Here is a 20,882-nt window from a genome sequence, read left to right as displayed (position 1 = left end):
TCACAGCGGCGCAGCGCTCTCGCCGCGCGCGCTCGACAGTTTCGAGGCGAACGAGGCGATCACGATGATGACCGCAATCAGCGCGATCACCAGCGTGCAGATCGCGTTGATCTCGGGCTTCACGCCGAGCCGCACTTCCGAATAGATCCGGATCGGCAGCGTCGCAGAGCCGGGGCCGGTGGTGAAGCTCGCGATCACGACGTCGTCGAGCGACAGCGTGAAGGCGAGCATCCAGCCGGCGACGATCGCCGGCACGATCAGCGGCAGCGTCACCAGCAGGAACGCGCGTACCGGATCGCAGCCGAGGTCCATCGCGGCTTCCTCGAAGCTGCGGTCGAGCGCGGTCAGGCGCGACTGCACCACCACGGCGACGAAGCACATCGTCAGCGTGGTGTGGGCGATCGTCACGGTCCAGAAGCCGCGCTCGGCGTTGAGCGCCACGAACAGCAACAGCAGCGACAGGCCGGAGATCACCTCCGGCATGACCAGCGGCGAATACAGCATGCCGGAGAACAGCGCCCGCCCCCGGAACCGTTCGCCGCGCGCCAGCCCGATCGCCGCCAGCGTGCCCAGCAGTGTCGCCAGCGTCGCCGACACCGCGGCGACCGACAGGCTCATCCAGGCCGCCTCCAGCATGGCGCGGTCGTTGAAGAACTCGTGGTACCAGCGCAGCGACCAGCCGCCCCACACCGTCACCAGCCGCGAGGCGTTGAACGAGTAGATCACGAGGATGACGATCGGCAGATAGAGGAACGCCAGCCCGAGCGCCAGCGACGTCATGTTGAAGCGCGTCAGCCTGGTGACGGTGCGCGCCATCAGCGATTACTCTCGAGCTGACGGCGTTGCAGGCGGTCGTAGAGCACGAGCGGCGGCACCAGCAAAAGCAGCAGCGCGACCGCCGCGGCGGAGGCCACCGGCCAGTCCTTGTTGGTGAAGAACTCGAGCCACAGCGTCTGCCCGATCATCAGCGAATTGGAACCGGCGAGCAGATCGGGGATCACGAACTCCCCAATAATGGGAATGAAGCAGAGCAGCGCGCCGGCGCCGACGCCCGGCAGCGACAGCGGGAACGTCACCAGCCAGAACGCCTGCCGCGGCGAGGCGCCGAGATCACCGGCGGCCTCCAGCAGCGACGCATCCATCTTCGACAGCGTGGCATAGAGCGGCAGGATCATGAACGGCAGATAGGAATAGACGATGCCGAGATACATCGCGCTGTCGGTCGACAGCCAGACCACCGGCGCGGACACGATATGCAGCGCCAGCAGGATCTGGTTGAGCAGACCGTCATGCTGCAGGATGTTGATCCAGGCATAGATGCGGATCAAAAACGAGGTCCAGAACGGCACGATGACCAGCATCATCGCCACGCCCTGCCAGCGCTGCGGCAGCCGCGCCATGCCATACGCGATGGGGTAGCCGATCACGAGCAGGATCAGCGTCGAGGTCACTGCGACGACGAGGCTGCGCAAATAGGACAGGATGTACAGATTGTCCTGCAGCAGCAGGCGGAAATTGTCGAACGACAATTGCGCGAACGCGGCGGCCAGCGCCGCGGGGCCCTCGGTGAAATCGAACACCGGCGTATAGGGCGGCTGCGCGATCGCGGTCTGCGACAGGCTGATCTTCAGCACGAAGCCGAACGGCACCAGGAAGAACAGCACCATCCAGAGATAGGGCGCGATTGCGGCAAGCCGCGCCGGCCGGGCGAAGATGCGGCGCGCGCTCATTGCTCGAGCACCAGGCAATCGTCGGCGGTGAACCACGCCACCACGCGCTGGCCGGCGAGATAGGCATCGACATCGAGCCGCGCTGTATTGGCCATCGACGAGCGCACCACCGCGCCCGTCTCCAGCTTCACCCGATAGCTCGTCACGCCACCGAGATAGTTGACGTCAACGACGACGCCCTCCAGCCGGTTGATCGCGTGAGAGCCGCCCTCATCCGTTGCTGGCGCGCGGCGCGACAGCTTCACCTTCTCGGGACGGATCGCGACGCTGACGGCCTCCTTGGTCACCGGCGGCCACAGCTCGCTGACCACGAGCCGGCCCGCCTCCGCGGTCGAGACCGTCAGGCGGCCATGCTCGCGGGCGGCGACCTGGCCGTCGAACAAATTGATGTCGCCGACGAACTCGGCGATCCAGCGCGAGGCCGGCGCCTCATAGAGATTGCGCGGGGTGGCGACCTGGACCAGACGGCCGGCATCCATCACGCCGATCCGGCCCGCCATCGTCATCGCCTCTTCCTGATCGTGGGTGACGATGATGAAGGTCATGCCGAGCCTGCGCTGCAGCTCCATCAGCTCTCCTTGCGTGCTTTCGCGCAGCTTCTTGTCGAGCGCGGCGAGCGGTTCGTCGAGCAGCAGCACCTGAGGGCGCCGCGCCAGCGAGCGCGCCAGCGCGACGCGCTGCCGCTGTCCGCCGGAGAGCTGGTCCGGCTTGCGCCTCTCGAGCCCCTCGAGCTTGACGAGCGCCATCATCTCCGCAACACGGGCCGCGATGTCGCGACGCGCCATGCCGGCGCGCTTCAGCCCGAACGCGATATTGTCGCGCACCGACAGATGCGGGAACAGCGCATAGTTCTGGAACATCATGTTGACGGGCCGCTCGTGCGGCAGCACCTGGGCGATGTCATTGCCGCCGAGCAGGATACGGCCCTCGTCCGGCGTCTCGAAGCCCGCGAGCATGCGGAGCAGCGTGGTCTTGCCGCAGCCGCTCGGGCCGAGCAGCGCGAAGAACTCGCCGGCGCGGATATCGAGCGAGAGCTGGTCGACCGCACGGAAATTGCCGAACGATTTGGCGACGCCCTCGATCCGCAGCAGCGGCATGTCCGAGACGGCCGGTTCAGGCAACGGCTTTGCCGCCTCCGCACTCGCTTCGCCTGATGTCACGTCCACCAGCCCCGATTCCCCGTAGGGTCCAATCCCGGCCGCAAGCTAGCGGCGGATCGCTGCCGGCTCAACCGCCTCACGGACATCTCCCGCAATATTGTCGGCTCCCATGCCTCTGCTAAACTTCGTAGTCAAATTCGGGAGGACAACCGATGATTCACGACCGTTATGGCCTGCCATTGACCACCGCTTCGGACCGCGCCGCCGCATATTATGTCGACGGCGTCGATCGCATGCTGGCGGCACTGCACGGCGCCGATGCGGCGTTCGATGCGGCGATCGCCGAGGACCCCGACTTCGCGTCGGCCGATATCGGGCGCGCCCGCGTGCACCAGCTGAACATGGAGGGGACCGCGGCCCGCGCCAAGGCCGCCGATGCAAGGCAGCTGGCCGCGGCCGCGAGCCCGCGCGAGCGCCGGCATATCGACATCATCGCCTCCGTGATCGAGGGCCAGGGTAAGAAGGCGATGACATCAGCCGAGCAGCATCTCACCGAATATCCGCGCGATGCGCAGGTGCTGTCTCTGCTGCTCGGCGCCTTCGGCCTCTATGCCTTCTCCGGCCGGCCCGACCACGACGCCGCGCGGCTTGCCATCTGCGAACGCTACGTCAGCGACTATGGCAATGACTGGTGGTTCCTGACCTATCTCGGCTGGTCGAAGACCGAGGCCGGCGATGTCGTCTCGGGCCGCGCCGTCACCGAGCGCGGCTATGCGCTGAAGCCGGAAAACGCCGGCGCCGCGCACGCCGTGGCCCATGCGCTGTTCGAACAGGGGGACGCAGCGGAAGGCCGTAGCTTCCTCTCCAGCTGGCTGCCGGCGAATGATCGCACCAGCTTCCTGCAGGGCCATCTCGCCTGGCACCTTGCCCTGATCGCGATCGAGGAAGGCGACGCCGACGGTGCGCTCGCCATCTACGAGCAGCACATCAAGCCGGCGGGCCGGCCCTATCCGCCGCTCAATATCTACACCGACACGGCCTCGCTGCTGTGGCGGCTGTCGGTCGCCGGCAAGACCGGCCTCGAGTCGCACTGGAAGGATGTCGCCGCCTATGGCGACGGCTATTTCCCGAAGGCCGGCGCGCATTTCGCCGATGTGCACCACGCGCTGGTCTCGGCCACGACCAACAATGACGCGCTCGAGGCGCGGCTGGCCGAGATGGCGGCGCGCGACGCCGACGGCAAACTGGCGCCCGGGCCTGCCGCGATCGGGCTCGGCCGGGGCGTTGCGGCCTTCGCCGCCGGCGACCACGAAAACGCCGTGCGCATCCTTGCCCCGCTGATGCCCGAGCTGGTGCGGATCGGCGGCAGCCATGCGCAACGCGAATTGTGGGAGGACACCTTCATCGTCGCGTGCCTGCGTGCCGGTCAGGGCCGGCAAGCGACAGGCCTGATCTCGGAGCGGCTGCATCGCCGTCCGTCCCGGCGCGACTTCGCCTGGTCGCAGGAGGCAGCAAGGCAATAGCCGCTGTTGCGGTTGGTGACTGTCTGGTCGCCTGTTCCCGGATTTCGCTGCGCTCCATTCGGGCTACGCTGTCGCGCGGCCGGGAGCTGTTCTCCTTCCCCCCGAAAGGGGGAAGGTCGGGATGGGGGTCGGCCACAAGCGACACCGGTTGTCACTGAGGCAGGATTCCCACCCGCTTTGCTCTGGCGAGCAAAGCGACCTCCCCTTTGCAAGGGGAGGTTTGAGAGTTGCGCTCAATCCACCTTCGCCATGAACGCCGCGAGCGCGTCGCGATCGGCTGGCGCCATGGTCAGCCCTCGCTTCGAGCGCCGCCACAGCACATCGTCGGGAAAGCGCGCCCATTCCTTGCGCATGAGGTAGCGCACCTCCGCGCCGGTGAGCTCAGCACCGAAGGCCGGGCCGAGATCGGCCTTGTCCCTGGCATCTCCGAGAACGTCCTTGACGTTCAACCCATAGGCGGCCACCAGCCGCCGCGCCTGTGCCTCGCCGAGAGAGCGCCAGCGGTCGCGGGCGATGTCGACCTCGGTCTCAAACCGTTGCCAGACGAATTCGCCGCCCGGCAGCGGCGCGGTCGCGCTCCAGCGCGGCGTCATCGGATAGAACCGCGTGAACTCGGAGACCGCCCGCTCGGCGCGGCGCCGCGAGGTGGTGACGTCGCCGCCGAAGATCGTGAGCAGCGGCGCCTTGCCGCGCCTGAGATCGAGCGACGCGGCCCCGTCGCTGGCGCGCCGGTGCGCTGACGCGACAACGGAGTTGGCGCCGGAGACCGTTCGCAGCACATCGACCGGCGCGATCTGTTCGCGAAAGTAGCGATTGGCTGCGTCGCAGAGATAGGCCACCTCTCGCACGCCCATCGCGACAATAGCCGGATCCCCCTTGAAGGGATGGCTGACGCTGCCGATCAGGGTGAAGTCGCGCTCATAGGGACTGGCGAAGATCAGTTGCCCGTCGCTGTTCTGGAACGCATAGACGTTGTCGCAGTCGAACAGGCGGCGCACCACGATCTGGCTGATCTGCACCGTCGCAAGCGGTGGCGCCGGCACGCGCAACACGGTGTCGGCGACGGAAGCGGTCCAGGCGCCGGTCGCGTTGACCAGCGACCGCGCCGTGATCACCCGGCGATAGCCGCGGTCGATCGCGACCAGCCGCCAGGTCTCGCCACGCTCGGCCCGGGTCAGGCGCGCGCCGGTGCGGATATCGGCGCCGCGCGCCGCGGCATCGACGGCGGTGAGCACGACGAGCCGGGAATCGTCGACGATGCAATCGGAATATTCAAACGCGGTTCCGAACGGCCGCTTCAACGCATTGCCAACCGGATGATGGGTGACGTCGAGCGTCGCCGAGCGCGGCAGGCCGCTGCGCGAGGCGAGACGCTCGTAGAGCAGCAGCAACGACCGCAATTGCCATGGCGGCCGCTCCTCGGCATGCGCCGGGATTGCGAAGCGCGCCGGCCGCACCAGATGCGGCGCAATGCGCAGCAACACGTCGCGTTCCCTGAGCGCGCGACGGACGCGGAAGAACTCGCGCCGCTCCAGCCCCGCCAGATCGCCGTGGACCAGTCGCGGCGACGCCTGCGACGCGCCGGAGCCGAGATCGCCCTGCTCCAGCAGGATCACGCGCAAGCCGCGGCCGGCCGCATCACGCGCAATGCTCGTGCCGTTCAGGCCACCGCCGATGATCGCGACGTCGTAGTCCGCCATGCGCAACGCCTATCGCATTTCCATGCGAACGGAATATGTGCTCGTACAAAAAAGGCGTCAGCTTGCGCCGACCGAGGCGAAGAAGTGTTCGGGGCCATCGACCTCGATCAGCTTCTTGCCTTCGATCACCCAGAACCGGTTGGCGACCGTCCGCACGAACTGGCGGTCGTGCGACACCAACAGGCAGCTGGCCTGCTGTTCCATCAGTTCGTCCTCCAGCGTCTCCTGGCCCTCGATGTCGAGGTGGTTGGTCGGCTCGTCGAGCAGATAGAAGTTGGGCTGCGTGAGCCGCAGCACCAGCATGCCGAGGCGCGCCTTCTGCCCGCCCGACAGCCGCCCGATGGGACGGCCCTGCATCTCGATCGAGAGCCCGGCGCCGGCGAGCAGGCCGCGCGCACGCTGGTCGCCGACCTCGAAGCGCCGGGTCAGCATGCGCATCGGCGTGTCGCTATCGACGAGATCGGCCAGCGCCTGATCGCAATAGCCGAGCACGAACGACTCCGTGGCGCGAATCTCGGCGATTGCAGCCTCAGGACTCTCGATCACCAGCCGCAGCGCCGCGACGAACCTGGTCTTGCCCGCGCCGTTCGGTCCAAGCAGCGCGATGCGATCGCCTTTGCAGATGAACTGCTGCCCGGTCCGGAACAGCGGCCTGCCGTCGGGCGCGGCGATCATGGCGTTATTCAGCCTGATCAGCACCTTGGCATGGGTGTCGCGGTTGGCGAGCCGGATGGTTCCGGCCGACCGTTCCAGATGCGCCGGCTTCGCCGTCTCCTCCAGTCTCTCGGCGCGCTGCTTCAGTTGCTTGGTCTTTGACAGCAGAAGGTCGCTGCCCGAATTGATGCCGAGGTTGTTCAGCTTCGCGGCCTGCTGCCGGAGCTGCCGGACGGTCTTCATGTCGCGCTGAAAGCGCCGCTCGTCCGCTGCATCGAATTCGTCGAGCGCCGCGCGCGCCGGCGTGTAGGGCAACGAGAACAGCTGCGACCGCTCCGGGCGCAGGAACAGCGTCCGGTTGGTGGTCGCATCGAGAAAGGCGCGGTCGTGGCTTGCGATCACCACCGGCATCTCGCGCGGCAGCGTGTTCAGCCAAGCCTCGAGCCGGCCGATCTTGGCGAGGTCGAGATGGTTGGTCGGCTCGTCGAGCAGCAGCACATCCGGCTCGGTCACCAGCACGCGGGCGAGCAGCGCAAGCCGCAGCCAGCCGCCGCTCAGTTGCTTCAGCGGCCTCGCCCACAGCTCCTCGGGCACGTCGAGCGACTGCAAGGCGACATCGACCCGCCAGCCCTCGCCCGCGCGTTGCTCGGCGGGCAGCGCCCCAAGCACTGCGGCATGGAACGGCGCATCCAATAACCTTGCCGGCGCATCCTGCTCGACATGGCCGATGGTCAGTCCGCGCGCGCGGGCGATATCGCCCTCGTTGAGCTCCATCGTGTCAGCGATACAGCGCAGCAGCGTGGATTTGCCGCGGCCGTTGGCGGCCACCAGCCCGATCCGGTCACCGGCATTGACGACAAAATTCAGTTCGGAAAACAGCGGCGCGTTCAGCGTCACGCCGAGATTGCGTACATTGATGATGGTCACGGTCAATTCTCTGGTCTTGCCGGCAATCACGACATCCGGAGGCATCCAGCCATCATCGGATGTGCGTGTCGAAGCGCGGCGAGGGATTCAAGTGCAGGCGCAAACGTTCAAACGTTCGACGCCGCACGGCCACGAAGGGCAGACCAGAGATTTTACGCGAGTTTCCGGTCAGCCCTGCAAACGCATTTGCAGGGCGTTGACGGGGCCACGCTTGAGGTGGGGATCGGTGAATCTCGCCATGACGCAGCCCTCCTTTCTCGGCTGAAATGATGCGGTGTGTCGACGGTAGCCGGAGGTGCAATGAATGGCAAGCCAGCCGGCAACCGGCTCCAAAGGTTCAGGCCCGGCTACCCGGCTTTGCGCACGGATTCCGCAAGATGGTCGCCGCCGACCAGCGCGGCAAATTGACCGATCGGGGCCGGCCTGCCGATCAGATAGCCCTGCACCGCGTCGCAGCCTTCTTCCGACAGGAAGAGGAGCTGCGCCTCGGTCTCGACGCCTTCGGCGACGATCGACATTTCGAGGCCGTGGCCGAGATCGATGACCGCGCGGACGATCGCGGCCGATTGCGGATTGCGGCCGAGATTGATGACGAAGGCGCGGTCGATCTTGATCTTGTCGAACGGGAACGCCTGCAGGTAGCTCAGCGAGGAGTAGCCGCTGCCGAAATCGTCCATCGAGATGCGGACGCCGAGCGCCTTCAGCCGCCGCAGCAGCGACAGGCCGCGGTCGAAATCCTCGATCAGCACGCCTTCCGTGATTTCGAGCTCGAGCCGGTCGGGCGTCAGCCCGGTCTCGAGCAGGATCGAATGGACGAGGCCGACGAGGTCGCCATGGGTGAATTGTGCCGGCGACAGGTTGACCGCGACCTGCAGCGGAGCCGCCCAGGAGGCCGCTTCCCGGCAGGCTTCGCGCAGGATCCATTCGCCCATCTCGACGATCAGGCCGCTTTCTTCCGCGAGCGGAATGAAGTCGCTGGGCGGCACGAAGCCGCGCACCGGATGGTGCCAGCGCGCCAGCGCCTCAAAGCCGATGATCTCGCTGCCCGCAACGCTCGCGCCAGTAGCCGCTTGCGGCTGGTAGTAGAGCGACAATTCGCCGTTCTTGATCGCGACCGACAGCTCCTGGTGCAACACCCGGCGATCGCGAATCTGCTGATCCATCTCCGGCTCGAAGATCGAGATCGTACCGCGCGATTTCGCCTTGGCGCGGAACAGCGCCGCGCCGGAATTGGCCAGCAGCGAGGCAGCGTCGGATCCGTTGTGCGGAAACACCGCGATGCCGGTGGTGAGGCCGGTGCGCACCGACTTGCTATCGATCGCAAAATCCTCCGCGAGGGCCTCGGCGGCCTGCTCGGCCAGCGCAATGCCGGCGGCAGGCTGCTTGCCGTCGATGATGAGGCCGAATTCGTCGCCGGACAGGCGTGCGACCACGCCGCCGCGCGCCGCGCTTTGCAGGCGTTGCGCGACCTCGATCAGCACCTTGTCGCCCATCGCATGGCCGTAGACGTCGTTGATCTCCTTCAGCCCGTCGAGGTCGACGCAGAGCACCGCGAACTCCTCGTCGGTGCCGGCGCAGGCCTCGATCATCTGGGTCAGCGCCTGCAGGAAGGCGGCGCGATTCGGCAGATCGGTCAGGCCGTCGTGATAGGCCATATGCGCCATGCGCGACTCGGTCTGGCGCCGATCGGTGACGTCCTCATGGGTCTTGATCAGATATTGCGGCTCACCGACATCGTCGAGCACGGTCATGCGGCGGGTCAGGAACAGCCGCAGGCCGTCCTTGGTCGAGATCGGGTGCTCCTCGGCGATCATGCTGCGCTTCCTGATCGCGGCCTCGTCGCGGGCGACGATCAGCTTGGCTTCGCGCGCGTTGAAGATGTCGGACGCGGTCAGGCCGGCGGCGTCCTCGCGGCGGCGATTGAGGATCGTCTCGGCGCTGCGGTTGGCAAGCAGATAGCGGCCGTCGCTGACGCGCTGGACGATCAGCGAGACCGGGATGTTGTCGACCACGAGCTCGAGGAATTTCTTGTTGTTCTCGAGCTCGCGCGACAGCGAGCGGCGGTCGGTGACGTCCTCGAACAGCGCGATCAGGAATTCCGGTTCGCCGGCCTCGTTGCGGGCGATCACCCGGTTCGAGGCCAGGATGCGCTTCTCCGAACCGCGTTCCACGAAGAATTCGCTGCGGTGATAGCCTTCCGGCGCGTTCAGCGCCGCACGGTCGGCGGTGTCGATGCTGACCGCGGTCTCGGGACGGAAGATCTCGTCGGCGCGCTTGCCCACGATGTGCTCGCGCGAGAAACGCGAGAAGCGCTCGAATGCGCGGTTGGCGAAGATGTAGCGGCCGTCCTCGATGTTCTTGGCCGCAACGCAGACCGGAACGTTGTCGAGCACCGATTCCAGGAATTGCGTGGTCGAGGCGAGCTTGCGCGACAGCTTGCGCTGGTCGGTGCAATCGAGATCCGTTGCGACCGAGCCGCCGTTCGGCAGCGGAAAATATCTCACCAGCACCGACCTGCCGCCGGGCAGTTCGGTGACCAGCCCCTCCGGTGCGGCTGCCCTGGCGAAGAAATCCCCGGAGCTGATGTCGAGCACGCCGCGGCTGCGGCGCAGCTCCAGCAGCTCGGTGCCGGTCATGTTGCGGCGGATATCGGCGCGCGACAGGCCATAGATTTCCAGATAGCGGTCGTTGCAGAACACGATGCGCGCGCGCGCATCCGTCATCACGACGCCCTGGTTCAGATGGTTGAGCGCCGACGAGACGAAGGCGTTGCGCCGCAGCTGCGCGCGCTTGGCCTTGCGCAGGGCCGAGAGGATCCAGAGCCCGACCGCACCGAAGAAGGACGCGAGCACCACGCTGCCGATCAAAAGCTCCCAGACCACGCCGGGGTCGAGGTCACCGAGATAGGTCAACGGCGCGAATGCGCCGGTGCCGGCTCGGGCTGAAGCGCACGGCGCGACGGCGGCAATCAGGCAAAGCACGGCCGTTGCCGGAATCGAATTCTTCCCGCCCGCCTGCCACTTCCTGTGAGCCATCATTCACCCGCGGATTTCCGGTGCGAGTGTCCGGCTCCGGCGGTTTGGATCGGGTAAACGCGTAGGGATGCAACCGGAAAATGCGACTTAATATGCGGCAATTGCCCTGACATGATTAATGCTCCACTAACAGGGCATGGCTCCCCAACTATTCGAGATGGCCCAAGCACTTGCTCAAATGCGCGGGATCGGCTGAACGATGCTGGCGCGGGGCGGCAAGCCTGCAATGCGCAGAAATATTCGGACCTGAAGGACGAGATGGACAGGGTTGATTGCGTGATCGTCGGTGCGGGGGTGATCGGCCTCGCCGTGGCGCGCCGGCTGGCACAGGCCGGCCGCGAAGTGATTGTGATCGAGGAGGCCGAGGCGATCGGCACCGTGACCTCGTCGCGAAACAGCGAGGTGATCCACGCCGGCATCTACTACCGCGCCGGCAGCCTGATGGCGCGGATGTGCGTCAGCGGCAAGCGGGCGCTTTATCGCTACTGCGCCGAGCACGGCGTGCCGCACAAGAATTGCGGCAAGCTGATCGTCGCCACCACAGCTGCGGAGACCGAGAAGCTGCAGTCGATCCGCTCGCATGCCGAGGCCAACGGCGTCGACGACATGCAGCTGTTGTCAGGCGAAGCCGCGCGTGCGCTGGAGCCGGCGCTGAATTGCGACGCCGCGCTGTTGTCGCCCTCGACCGGGATCATCGACAGCCATGCCTATATGCTGGCGCTGCGTGGCGACGCCGAGGCCGCCGGCGCGGCATTCGCGTTCCACACGCCGCTGCTGCACGCCCGGGCCACCGCCAACGGGTTCGAGATCGAGGCCGGCGGCGCAGCGCCGATGACGCTCGCCTGCGACCTCCTGGTCAATGCCGCCGGCCTCGGCGCCACGGCGGTCGCCCGCGGTGTCGAGGGCATGCCGATCGAATTGATTCCAACGGCATATTTGGCCAAGGGCAATTACTTCAGCTGCAGCGCCCGTGCGCCGTTCTCGCGCCTGATCTATCCGGTGCCGGAGCCCGGCGGGCTCGGCGTGCACCTGACGCTCGACATGGCCGGACAGGCAAGGTTCGGCCCTGACGTCGAATGGATCGATCACATTGACTACGCCGTCGATCCGGCGCGGGCCGAGCGGTTCTATCCGGCGATCCGGAAATACTGGCCGACCCTGCCGGATGGCGCGCTGATGCCGAGCTATTCGGGAATCCGGCCCAAGATCGTGCCGCCCGCGGTGGCGACCCAGGATTTCCTGATCCAGGGGCCGGCCGACCACGGCGTCGCCGGCCTGATCAACCTGTTCGGGATTGAATCACCCGGACTAACGTCATCGCTCGCGGTCGCCGATCATGTCGGCGACCTGGCCGAGCTCTGAGCATACGCAGCATAGCCTGCCGGGGGATGGTCGCGCTCAAGCGTCCATCCGGCGGCAGATAAGCTTGGTTGATGTTGGTGGGGAACTAGTGGACCGTATCGTCCGCGGAACTCTTCAACCGCTCGATTTGATCCTTGACCATCAACTTGCGGCGCTTCAGCTCGCAAATATGCAGGTCGTCGACTGAGGGGTGCACGAGCGCTTCGTGCAGTTCGTTTTCGAGTATTTTGTGCTTACGCTCCAACTCAACGAGATGGGCCTGTATTGCCATTGCGAACACTCCTCGGTGCGTTAAACCTCAGGTTCGATCCGGACTCCCGAGTGTACACAAGTGGACGGCGCTGTCGACGGGGAAAGCGAAATGCCGCATGCACGTGTTTCGGTTTATCTGTAACCAATCGTGACTATGGAACCGGTTCGGCTTGCGCGGCGCGCGCGCAGGGAGGATATTCCAGCAAGCGGCTGCTTCGGCCGCAGCAATCTCATCGTGCTTATCAGTTAATACACAACCATGAACGATCAGGATGAGCGCGAACTCCACGCCGAGCTCGCGCGTCTGCAACAAGAGCACCGCGACCTCGATGCCGCGATCGACGCGCTGCATCAGTCTCCGGCGCCGGATCTCCTGATGCTGCAACGCTTGAAGAAGCGGAAGCTGCAATTGCGCGATCGCATCGCCTTCATCGAAGACCAGATCACGCCCGACATCATCGCCTGATGCGCGCGGCGCGCGGTTCGGCGACCCGATTCAAAATCAGACGGCAGTTTTCCCCGTCATCCACAGTTCGCGTGCCGGCTTCACATTCGTGGCACCGGCGGGGAATGAGGATAGATCAGGACGGGCCGCTTCGCGGTCGCTTCGGCCGTGGCACCACGAGCCGCAGGATCGACTTGCACCCCGGGCACTGGAGGGCCATCGCCTCGTAGTCGCTGTTCAGCATCTCGGCGCCGATCCAGCGCCTCGTGAGATCGCAGGACTCGCAGCGTTGCTCTAAGTCGTCCATACGCCGTGCTTCCGAACTGTGCGGGCGGTGTGCACGCTATCGTGCATATGAAGTCTACATCGTTAAGAAGCGATTAGGAAAGCGGCTGTCCGGGCCGTTGCGGGCGATCACTCGCGAAGGCGGAAGCATGCTTGACTCTGCGCCGTGCGGAGACGATGTCGCGAATGCCCGGCAGCATCGGCGCGGTCGCATTCAGCCGCACCGGCGATCCTGCGATCGGCGAATTCGGCGACGCCAAGCTGTTACGGGCCTACGGCAACGTGCCGGAGGATCTGAGCGCGCTCTAATCCCTAGGAGCCCGTCCAGATATGTTTTCGTGACGGGCATTTGTTGTAGAGTAGCAGGCTCAGGCTGCGTTTGCGAGGTTGAACAGCTTGAGGAGGTTATGGACGGTGCAGATCATTGTCCACTCGGCGCGCACTTTCTCGATGCCCCGCAACAGGAACTGGCGGAAGCCTCTTGCCTGTTTGATCTGCCCGAACACCGGCTCCACCACTTGCTTTCGCAATCGGTAGGGTGTTTCGAAGCCGCCATCGTCGATCTTCTTTCGCATGGCCTGTGTCAGCGGGCCGCCGACTTTTCCGTTCGCTACTGTCGGGTGCTTGGCGCGTCCGGGCGCGACATAGCCATCGATGCTGCGTGTGTCGAGCGCTTCGAGATTGGCTTCGCTGCAGTAGCCGGAATCCGCTGAGGCCTGCCGCGGCTTGCGGCCAAGATTGCTCTCGATGGCCTCGATCAGGGGCACCAACTGGCCCTGATCGCTGCCGTGCTGGGTCAGTTCTTGCGCGACAATGATCTGGGCATGTGCATCGACGGCCGCCTGGGCATTATAGGCCTGAACGAAGCCATCCTTCGACTTCATGATGCGGCTTTCCGGATCGGTGAAGTTGCGTTGCGCCTTGGGATTGGGTTCCTCCGATGGCAGCGCCGCCGGTTTGCCCGGCTTCTTGCGGCCTTCGGCCTGGCGCTGCTGTTCCTTTTCGGCCTCGATGCGGCGCTCTTCCTCCGCCGCCAGTTTGGCGTCCGCTTCCAGCGCCGCCATCGCTTGCTGGATCTTCGCCAGCCGTTTCTGCTTGTCGACGGTCCAGTCCGGCAGTTCGTCGCTGTTGCCGAAAGTCTCATCCTCCGAGGCATCCGCCGCCTCGGCGGCCGCCAGCATGCGAGCGACCTCGGCCTTCAATTCCGCCTCGCGCTTCTTCATGCGCTCATAACTCATCGCCTTGTGTTTCGACGCGTTCGCCTTGATCTTCGTACCATCCAGCGCGACATGACCGAGCTTGACCAGCCCGGCCGTCTCGCACAACTTCAGAACCTGCACGAATAGCGCGCCGAGCGCCTTCAAATGTCGCTTGCGAAAGTCGCTGATCGTCCGAAAATCCGGCGCATCCAGCGCCACGATCATCACAAAATCGTTCCGCTCCCGGCAGGCCTTGGCAATCCGACGCGACGAATACAGCCCACTCGCATAGCTATGCAGCAGCAGCGCCACCATCATCCGCGGATCAAACGGCGGCTGCCCAAGCCCGCTCACATAGCTGCCCATGATCTCCCTGAGATCGAGGCTCTCCCGCACCAGATCAACCATAAACCGCGAGACATGGCCTTTCGGCACGAAGTCCTGCACATTCGGCGGCAGAAGCAGCGTCTGATCGATGTTCCAAGGCCGAAAATACTTGCTCATCGCCCAATGTTGAATCAGACCCGACCAGATTTGAACAGCGACTATCCAGACAAGCTCCTAGGATTCGTGGCGCCGCTGCGCCTTGCGCACATACATCGCCCGGTCGGCCTCATCGAGGACGCGCTCGACATCCGAATGTGTGGTGAGGATCGCCACCCCTGCGGAGGCGCCAGCAGAAACGTGGTTGCCACGGAACATGAAGGTCAGGCGGTCGATCGCCTCCTCCAGCGCCGCGGCCTTGGCCCTCGCATCGGTCTCGCTGAGATTCCACAGCAGCACGGCAAACTCGTCGCCGCCGAGACGGCCGACCACGTCGGACGCACGCACCTGATCCGATATCGCGGCAACGATCGCCTTCAGCACCTCGTCGCCCGCTGCATGCCCGAAGCTGTCGTTGATCGGCTTGAGACGGTCGACGTCGAGCACGATCAGCGCGCCGGAGGCGTGATAGCGCTTGATGAAGGAGAGCGAACGGGCGAGCTCGCGCTCGAAGCCGCGCCGGTTCAGGATGTCGAGCAGGAAGTCGGTCTCGGACGAGGCCTGCAGCTCCTCGATCCGGGCCTGGGCCCGCGCCAGCTGTGCCCTCAGCCTGCGGATCGTCGATTTGTCGCCGGATGCGACCGCCCCGCGCGTGGACGCTTCGGTTCCAGCCCGTTTTGTTCCAGCCTGTTCGCTTCCAGCCTGCTTGCTTCCAGCCCTGCCCGGCCCGGATTTGCGCGCGGCCGTCGTGCCTTTGCGTCGTTTCGATGCCCCCGAGGCGGCCGCCGTCGTCTTCTTCTTCATGCGCATCCTTGTTGAGGCCTGCTTATGAAGGCTTGCCGGGATTCACCAAGACAGGATAGTCCATTCTAACTCCCTTGCCACGCCTTGGATGACGCCCGGGCCGCCCCTATAATCGGCCTATGCTTTTGGATTCCTGCACAGAATTGAAGAGATGACCGCTCCGATCGCCATCATCATGGGAAGTCAGTCCGACTGGGGGACCATGCGCCACGCCGCCGACACGCTGGCTGCGCTCGGCATTGCCTGCGAAACGCGCATTGTTTCGGCCCACCGCACCCCCGATCGGCTCTATGCCTTCGCCAAGGGCGCCAAGGCTGCCGGCCACAAGGTGATCATCGCCGGCGCCGGCGGCGCGGCCCATCTGCCGGGCATGGCGGCCGCGCTGACGGAGCTGCCGGTGTTCGGGGTTCCCGTCGAGTCGAAGGCGCTGTCCGGTGTCGATTCGCTCTATTCGATCGTACAGATGCCGGCCGGGATCCCGGTCGGAACGCTCGCGATCGGCAAGGCCGGCGCGATCAATGCCGCCTTGCTCGCGGCAAGCGTGCTCGCGCTCAACGATGCTGCTTTGGCCGGCCGGCTTGCGGCCTGGCGACAGCTGCAGACCGACGCGGTCAAGGACCATCCGGAGGGCACGGCGTGACGGCTTCAAACGCAGTGAAGCTGAAGCCGGGCGACACCATTGGAATCCTCGGCGGCGGACAATTGGGCCGGATGCTGGCGATGGCCGCAGCGCGCCTCGGGCTCCGCTGCCAGGTGTTTTCGCCGGACCCGGACTCGCCCGCCTTCGACGTGGTGCAGAACGCGACTTGCGCGGAATATGCCGACGTCGAGGCGCTCGAACTGTTCGCCAACGACGTCGACGTCGTCACCTATGAGTTCGAGAACGTCCCGGCCGCGACCGCGATGGTGCTCGCCGCGCGACGCCCTGTGCTGCCGGCGCAGAAGATCCTCGAGACCACGCAGGACCGGCTGATCGAGAAGGATTTCGTCAGCAAGCTCGGCATCGGCACCGCTGATTATGCCGACGTCTCCTCGGTCGCGACGCTGCGCGCGGCGATCGAAGGGATCGGCCTGCCCGCGGTGATCAAGACCCGCCGCTTCGGCTATGACGGCAAGGGCCAGGCGATCATCCGCGACGGCGACGACCTCGAACAGGTCTGGCAGGACCTCGGCACCAAGTCGGCGATCCTCGAGGCCTTTGTGCCGTTCGAGCGCGAGATCTCGGTGATCGCGGCGCGCTCCGCTTCCGGCGAGGTCGAGTGCTTCGACGTCACCGAGAACGAGCATCGCGACCACATCCTGAAAATTTCCCGCGCGCCCGCCGCAATCCCCAAGGAGCTTGCTGCACAGGCGCGGGCGATCGCCGAAAAGATCGCCACGGCACTCGACTATGTCGGCGTGCTTGCAGTGGAGATGTTTGTCGTGCCTGGCAATGGCGCGGCGACGGTGCTGGTCAACGAGATCGCGCCACGCGTGCACAATTCCGGCCACTGGACGCTCGACGGCGCCTCGATCTCACAGTTCGAGCAGCACATCCGCGCGATTGCCGGCTGGCCGCTCGGCAAGCCGGTGCGCCATGGCGAGGTCACCATGACCAACCTGATCGGCGACGATATCCTGAGCTACGAGCAGTGGCTCACCGTCCCCGGCGCCACCGTGCATCTCTATGGCAAGGGCACGCCGCGCCCCGGCCGCAAGATGGGGCACGTCATCGAAGTGACGCCGCCCCGCAAGCCTTGATCCGCCACGCTTCGCAGCGGCATTCGCGACAGATCGATGGAACCGGGATCGTGGCAGCCACGATCCCGTTTTGCCGGTCAGGTCTTGACGCCGGCGACGACACCGGTCGGCTCGTCGCTGAGCCAGCGATAGATCACGCCGCCCAAGGCACCGCCGATCAGCGGTGCGACCCAGAACATCCAGAGCTGCGCCACCGCCCAGCCGCCGACGAACAGTGCCGGCCCGGTGCTGCGCGCCGGGTTCACCGAGGTGTTGGTGACGGGAATGCTGACCAGATGGATCATCACCAGCGCAAGGCCGATCGCGAGCGGCGCGAAGCCGGCAGGCGCCTTGCCATGGGTCGATCCCATGATGATGAACAGGAACATCATGGTCATCACCACTTCGGTGATGAAGCACACCACCATGCTGTACTGGCCGGGTGAATGCGCGTCATAGCCGTTGGAGGCGAAGCCCTTGCTGACGTCGAAGCCGGGCGCGCCGCTGGCGATCACATAGAGCAGCCAGGCCGCGATGATGGCACCCACGACCTGCGCGATGATGTAGGGCAGCACCTGGCCGCCCGGAAAACGCCCGCCCGCAGCCAGCCCGACCGTGACAGCCGGGTTGAGGTGGCAGCCCGAGATATGGCCAATCGCATAGGCCATGGTGACCACGCTGAGCCCGAACGCCAGTGACACGCCGACCAGGCCGATGCCGACCTGCGGAAAGCCGGCCGCGATCACCGCGCTGCCGCAGCCGGCAAATGTGAGCCAGAACGTACCGATGGCCTCGGCCGCGTATTTCTTCATCGCCATGTGGCATCTCCCCTATTTCCAATGTCCGAAGTTCTCAAAACTCCGGGAACGGCCCCCATCCCGGCGCCAAATCACCCAAATCAGGGCCGCACAAAGGCATTTTCGCCCCATTTCGTGGCTTTACTAGGCCCGAAAGTCACTCGACCGGTGGACATCTGCGCGTTTGTCTGATACATGCGCGCGCCTAGGGTTAAGAGGCAGGCCTTTTGCCGCCCCTTCACCTCGCCAGAATTCCGAACCGATCAATTCAAAAGAGGATGCCGCGTGCAGGTTCTCGTCCGCGATAACAATGTCGACCAAGCTCTCAAGGCGCTGAAGAAGAAGATGCAGCGCGAGGGCATTTTCCGCGAGATGAAGCTCCGCGGTCACTACGAAAAGCCCTCTGAGAAGAAGGCTCGCGAAAAGGCCGAAGCCGTGCGCCGTGCACGCAAGCTGGCGCGCAAGAAGCTGCAGCGCGAAGGCCTGCTGCCGATGAAGCCGAAGCCGGTGTTTGGCGCTGGTCCGGGTGGCGATCGCGGTGGCCGTCCTGGTGGTCCGGGCGCTGGTCGCGGCCCCCGCTGAACCGTTTTGCAGATTTGGAAGTCTAACAGCGCGGGCCCCGGGCCCGCGTTGTCGTTTTGAAGCGAGCCTCGTTCCGGGGTACCAATGCAAAATTACCGGCAGGAGCGTTTTGCATAATGGCTGCTTCGGCGCTCCGCCCCCTTCCCCCAGGACCAGTACATCCAGGGACTGCGCACCGCCGTCGCGCATCGCAACTCATCATCGTTGCAGTGGCTCTCGGCCTGCCGCTCGGAGGCTGCTCCTTCGGCTTGGGATCATGGGGCTCGAACGACAAGCCGAAACCGGCTGCCACCGCCGACAAGCCGGCTGCCGACAAGATCACGCCGCAGGACATCAACAGCGCCAAGGATCACGCCACGCGCGGCCAGATGCTGGCGCATTCCGGCAAGCTCGACGAGGCGCAGGCCGAATTTGAGCAAGCGCTGACGACCGATCCCTACAACATCCAGGCTCTGTACGGCCGTGGCCTGATCTATCAGGGCCGCGGGCAACATCAGCAGGCGATCGACGATTTCACGGCGGCCAGCGGGCTGTCGCCGCAGAAGGCCGAGCCTCTGGTCAGCCGCGCCACCAGCTACCTCGCGCTCGACAAGGCCAACCAGGCCGTCGCCGATCTCGACGAGGCCGTGCAGGCTGATCCCAACAATGTTGCGGCGTGGAGCGCGCGCGGCCAAGCCTATGAGCGTCTCGGCGACAAGGCCAAGGCGGCGGTGTCCTATAATCGCGCGCTGGCGCTGCGGCCAAGGGACGAGACCGCGCGCAGCGGGCTGGCGCGCACCGGCGGATAATTGAATTGTTCGGCTTACTTCGGCGAGTTCGGCTTACTTCGGCAAGACGGCGTGGAACATCGACTTCATGCCGGAGAACATGTCGTCGGTCACCGAGGTGCGCTCGTTGGTCCGCTCGTTCTTGGGCGCCGGCATGGCGGCGTCGGCACGCAGGTCGAGCGGGGCCTGCAGCACCGGAACAGGAATATCGGCCGGCGGCGTCAGCCGGTTCGAATCCCGGTTCGAATCTCGGTTAGAATCTTGGGCGCTGGCGGCGTAGGGCGGACGCGGCTGCGAGGATTGATCGGCATTCTCGCCGGACGGGTTCGACACCATGATCGGCGGCGGCAACGGCCGGATCGCCGACGCGGCGGCCGGACGCTGCTGGTCAGGCAGCCGGGCAAGATCGGTGCGTGCAGCGTCCTGCGGACGCTCCTTGCGCAACCGCTCGATGGCGGCGCGGGCAAGATCGTTGGCGTCGCGGTTTTCCTCAGGCGTGACCGCGGCCTCGGCCGGCGCGGCTGACGTCGCAGGAGCGGAAGGCTGCGGCGCGGCAGCTGGCGCCGCCTTCGCGACCGCCTTCGGCGCCACTGGATGATGGCGCGTATCGGCAGGGATGCTGGCGGTATCGGCCGGCGCATCAGGCTTTACGTCAGCAGCCTTGGGGTCAGCAGATTTGGGGTCGGCCGGCTTCTCGGTGACGGTGGCCTTCTCGGACGCGGAGCGCTCGATCAGCGTGCGCTCGGACATGCCCTTGGCCTTCACGCCGGCTTCCGGGAGACTGCTGACCACGGTGGACTTTTCGGCGGGCTTGGCGGCGGCCTTCGGATCGGCTTTGGGATCCACGGCGGCGGTCACGGCTGCGGCCGCCGGCGCTTCCGGCCTGGCCACGATGTAGTGATTAACGATGTACGCCCCGATGATGGTCGCTGCCACCGAGGGTAAGATGTCCATCACGAATTTCTTCAGGTAACTCAGCATGACCTGCCACTCCCCGCCCCGGTATTTCATGCTGGAACTTTGAGGCACATTCAGGGATCAACTGCGACGGATCGGTGGCCCCCCCCCGTTCCGCCGTCACCTTTGGTGTCATCTTGGTTTCAGCCGGAGGCGCCCCCTGCGCAGGCCGCATCCACCTGCTAGATCATCGTGCAGCCGTTAACGGGTTATGAATTTCCACAGCCCCGCAGGCTCGGACCTGCCATTCGGCGCGCGCAGGGTTAAGGCGCCGCGTCAGGGCTTGAGTTCGACCTCGAGGAACACGATCTCGCTGGCCGTCTCGTTGAGCACGTCGTGCTGGACCCCGGCCTTGCGGAAATAGGACTTGCCGGCGGCGAGCTGCGCCTTGGAGCGCTCGCCGTTCGGCGCCACGATCGTCATCTCGCCCGCCGTGATCGGAACGATGACGTAGTCCATCTCATGGGTGTGGTGGCCAGTGGCGCTGCCCGGCGCGAGCCGCCACTCGGTCACGCGGACCTCCACCGTATCCACCTGAACGTCCGATTTGGCGCTGAGCAT

Annotated in this window: 20 protein-coding genes; 8 read left to right on the top strand and 12 right to left on the bottom strand. The window is 65.5% G+C overall.

Going from position 1 to position 20,882, the window contains the following annotated elements; translation table 11 throughout:
- Genes HAP54_RS19265 through HAP54_RS19255 form a run of 3 tightly spaced genes read right to left on the bottom strand, consistent with a single transcriptional unit; the run spans position 1 to position 2,827 of the window.
- A complete protein-coding gene (locus tag HAP54_RS19265; protein WP_166302771.1) occupies positions 1–816 on the bottom strand; it encodes an ABC transporter permease in 816 nt (271 codons plus the stop codon).
- A complete protein-coding gene (locus HAP54_RS19260; protein WP_166302768.1) occupies positions 816–1,730 on the bottom strand; it encodes an ABC transporter permease in 915 nt (304 codons plus the stop codon). Before HAP54_RS19260 ends, HAP54_RS19265 begins: the two co-directional genes overlap by 1 nt.
- On the bottom strand, positions 1,727–2,827 hold the full coding sequence (locus tag HAP54_RS19255; protein WP_224742060.1) for an ABC transporter ATP-binding protein: 1,101 nt from the start codon (positions 2,825–2,827) through the stop codon (positions 1,727–1,729). Before HAP54_RS19255 ends, HAP54_RS19260 begins: the two co-directional genes overlap by 4 nt.
- Before the next feature lie 296 nt (positions 2,828–3,123).
- Between HAP54_RS19255 and HAP54_RS19250 the strand changes: the two genes are divergently transcribed.
- Complete coding sequence (locus tag HAP54_RS19250; RefSeq protein WP_166308046.1) at positions 3,124–4,353, top strand: tetratricopeptide repeat protein; 1,230 nt, start codon at positions 3,124–3,126, stop codon at positions 4,351–4,353.
- A 233-nt stretch (positions 4,354–4,586) separates the two neighbouring features.
- Here HAP54_RS19250 and HAP54_RS19245 read toward each other — a convergent pair whose 3' ends face one another.
- The 3 genes from HAP54_RS19245 to HAP54_RS19235 form a co-directional block, all read right to left on the bottom strand.
- The gene (locus HAP54_RS19245; RefSeq protein WP_166302765.1) at positions 4,587–6,053 is read right to left on the bottom strand and encodes a glycerol-3-phosphate dehydrogenase; all 1,467 of its coding nucleotides are present in this window, start codon (positions 6,051–6,053) and stop codon (positions 4,587–4,589) included.
- 57 nt (positions 6,054–6,110) lie between these two features.
- A complete protein-coding gene (locus HAP54_RS19240) occupies positions 6,111–7,679 on the bottom strand; it encodes an ABC-F family ATP-binding cassette domain-containing protein (RefSeq protein WP_175619453.1) in 1,569 nt (522 codons plus the stop codon).
- 302 nt (positions 7,680–7,981) lie between these two features.
- Positions 7,982–10,669 carry a sensor domain-containing protein gene (locus HAP54_RS19235; protein ID WP_166302762.1) on the bottom strand — a complete coding sequence of 896 codons (2,688 nt, stop codon included), beginning with the start codon at positions 10,667–10,669 and terminating at the stop codon, positions 7,982–7,984.
- Positions 10,670–10,780: 111 nt separating this feature from the next.
- Between HAP54_RS19235 and HAP54_RS19230 the strand changes: the two genes are divergently transcribed.
- Positions 10,781–12,031, top strand: coding sequence for an NAD(P)/FAD-dependent oxidoreductase (locus HAP54_RS19230; protein ID WP_283843201.1), 1,251 nt, complete (start codon positions 10,781–10,783; stop codon positions 12,029–12,031).
- An 85-nt stretch (positions 12,032–12,116) separates the two neighbouring features.
- Here HAP54_RS19230 and HAP54_RS19225 read toward each other — a convergent pair whose 3' ends face one another.
- Entirely contained in the window at positions 12,117–12,302 is a 186-nt protein-coding gene (locus HAP54_RS19225) for a YdcH family protein (RefSeq protein WP_029085524.1), read from the bottom strand.
- A 240-nt stretch (positions 12,303–12,542) separates the two neighbouring features.
- Between HAP54_RS19225 and HAP54_RS19220 the strand changes: the two genes are divergently transcribed.
- Together HAP54_RS19220 and HAP54_RS19215 are read left to right on the top strand one after the other, a co-directional pair.
- On the top strand, positions 12,543–12,749 hold the full coding sequence (locus HAP54_RS19220) for a YdcH family protein (RefSeq protein WP_029085523.1): 207 nt from the start codon (positions 12,543–12,545) through the stop codon (positions 12,747–12,749).
- A 450-nt stretch (positions 12,750–13,199) separates the two neighbouring features.
- On the top strand, positions 13,200–13,322 hold the full coding sequence (locus tag HAP54_RS19215; RefSeq protein ID WP_283843276.1) for a hypothetical protein: 123 nt from the start codon (positions 13,200–13,202) through the stop codon (positions 13,320–13,322).
- A 59-nt stretch (positions 13,323–13,381) separates the two neighbouring features.
- Here the strand turns inward: HAP54_RS19215 and HAP54_RS19210 are convergent, their stop codons facing one another.
- Together HAP54_RS19210 and HAP54_RS19205 are read right to left on the bottom strand one after the other, a co-directional pair.
- Complete coding sequence (locus tag HAP54_RS19210; RefSeq protein ID WP_166202952.1) at positions 13,382–14,716, bottom strand: IS1182 family transposase; 1,335 nt, start codon at positions 14,714–14,716, stop codon at positions 13,382–13,384.
- A gap of 57 nt (positions 14,717–14,773) precedes the next feature.
- Positions 14,774–15,505: a GGDEF domain-containing protein gene (locus tag HAP54_RS19205; RefSeq protein ID WP_166302757.1), complete on the bottom strand. Its 732-nt coding sequence runs from the start codon at positions 15,503–15,505 to the stop codon at positions 14,774–14,776.
- Positions 15,506–15,650: 145 nt separating this feature from the next.
- Between HAP54_RS19205 and purE the strand changes: the two genes are divergently transcribed.
- Together purE and HAP54_RS19195 are read left to right on the top strand one after the other, a co-directional pair.
- Positions 15,651–16,139 carry a 5-(carboxyamino)imidazole ribonucleotide mutase gene (purE, locus tag HAP54_RS19200; RefSeq protein ID WP_166302755.1) on the top strand — a complete coding sequence of 163 codons (489 nt, stop codon included), beginning with the start codon at positions 15,651–15,653 and terminating at the stop codon, positions 16,137–16,139.
- Positions 16,136–17,239 (top strand): 5-(carboxyamino)imidazole ribonucleotide synthase, encoded by a 1,104-nt coding sequence (locus HAP54_RS19195; RefSeq protein WP_166302752.1) that lies wholly within the window; start codon positions 16,136–16,138, stop codon positions 17,237–17,239. Before purE ends, HAP54_RS19195 begins: the two co-directional genes overlap by 4 nt.
- Before the next feature lie 77 nt (positions 17,240–17,316).
- On the opposite strand, the gene aqpZ is transcribed toward HAP54_RS19195, so the two are convergent.
- Positions 17,317–18,036, bottom strand: a complete 720-nt coding sequence (gene aqpZ, locus HAP54_RS19190) for an aquaporin Z (RefSeq protein ID WP_166214015.1) — start codon at positions 18,034–18,036, stop codon at positions 17,317–17,319.
- Between the two features lie 264 nt (positions 18,037–18,300).
- Here aqpZ and rpsU point away from each other — a divergent pair, with 264 nt between their 5' ends.
- A complete protein-coding gene (gene rpsU, locus HAP54_RS19185; protein ID WP_029085516.1) occupies positions 18,301–18,597 on the top strand; it encodes a 30S ribosomal protein S21 in 297 nt (98 codons plus the stop codon).
- A gap of 209 nt (positions 18,598–18,806) precedes the next feature.
- Positions 18,807–19,385, top strand: coding sequence for a tetratricopeptide repeat protein (locus HAP54_RS19180; protein ID WP_224741867.1), 579 nt, complete (start codon positions 18,807–18,809; stop codon positions 19,383–19,385).
- A 33-nt stretch (positions 19,386–19,418) separates the two neighbouring features.
- Here the strand turns inward: HAP54_RS19180 and HAP54_RS19175 are convergent, their stop codons facing one another.
- A complete protein-coding gene (locus HAP54_RS19175) occupies positions 19,419–20,345 on the bottom strand; it encodes a hypothetical protein (RefSeq protein WP_166302746.1) in 927 nt (308 codons plus the stop codon).
- 252 nt (positions 20,346–20,597) lie between these two features.
- Positions 20,598–20,882, bottom strand: coding sequence for a cupin domain-containing protein (locus tag HAP54_RS19170; protein WP_166308040.1), 285 nt, complete (start codon positions 20,880–20,882; stop codon positions 20,598–20,600).

It is taken from the genome of Bradyrhizobium sp. 2S1 (assembly GCF_011516625.5).
Lineage (GTDB): Bacteria > Pseudomonadota > Alphaproteobacteria > Rhizobiales > Xanthobacteraceae > Bradyrhizobium > Bradyrhizobium septentrionale.
This window is presented reverse-complemented; position numbering and strand designations above follow the sequence as displayed.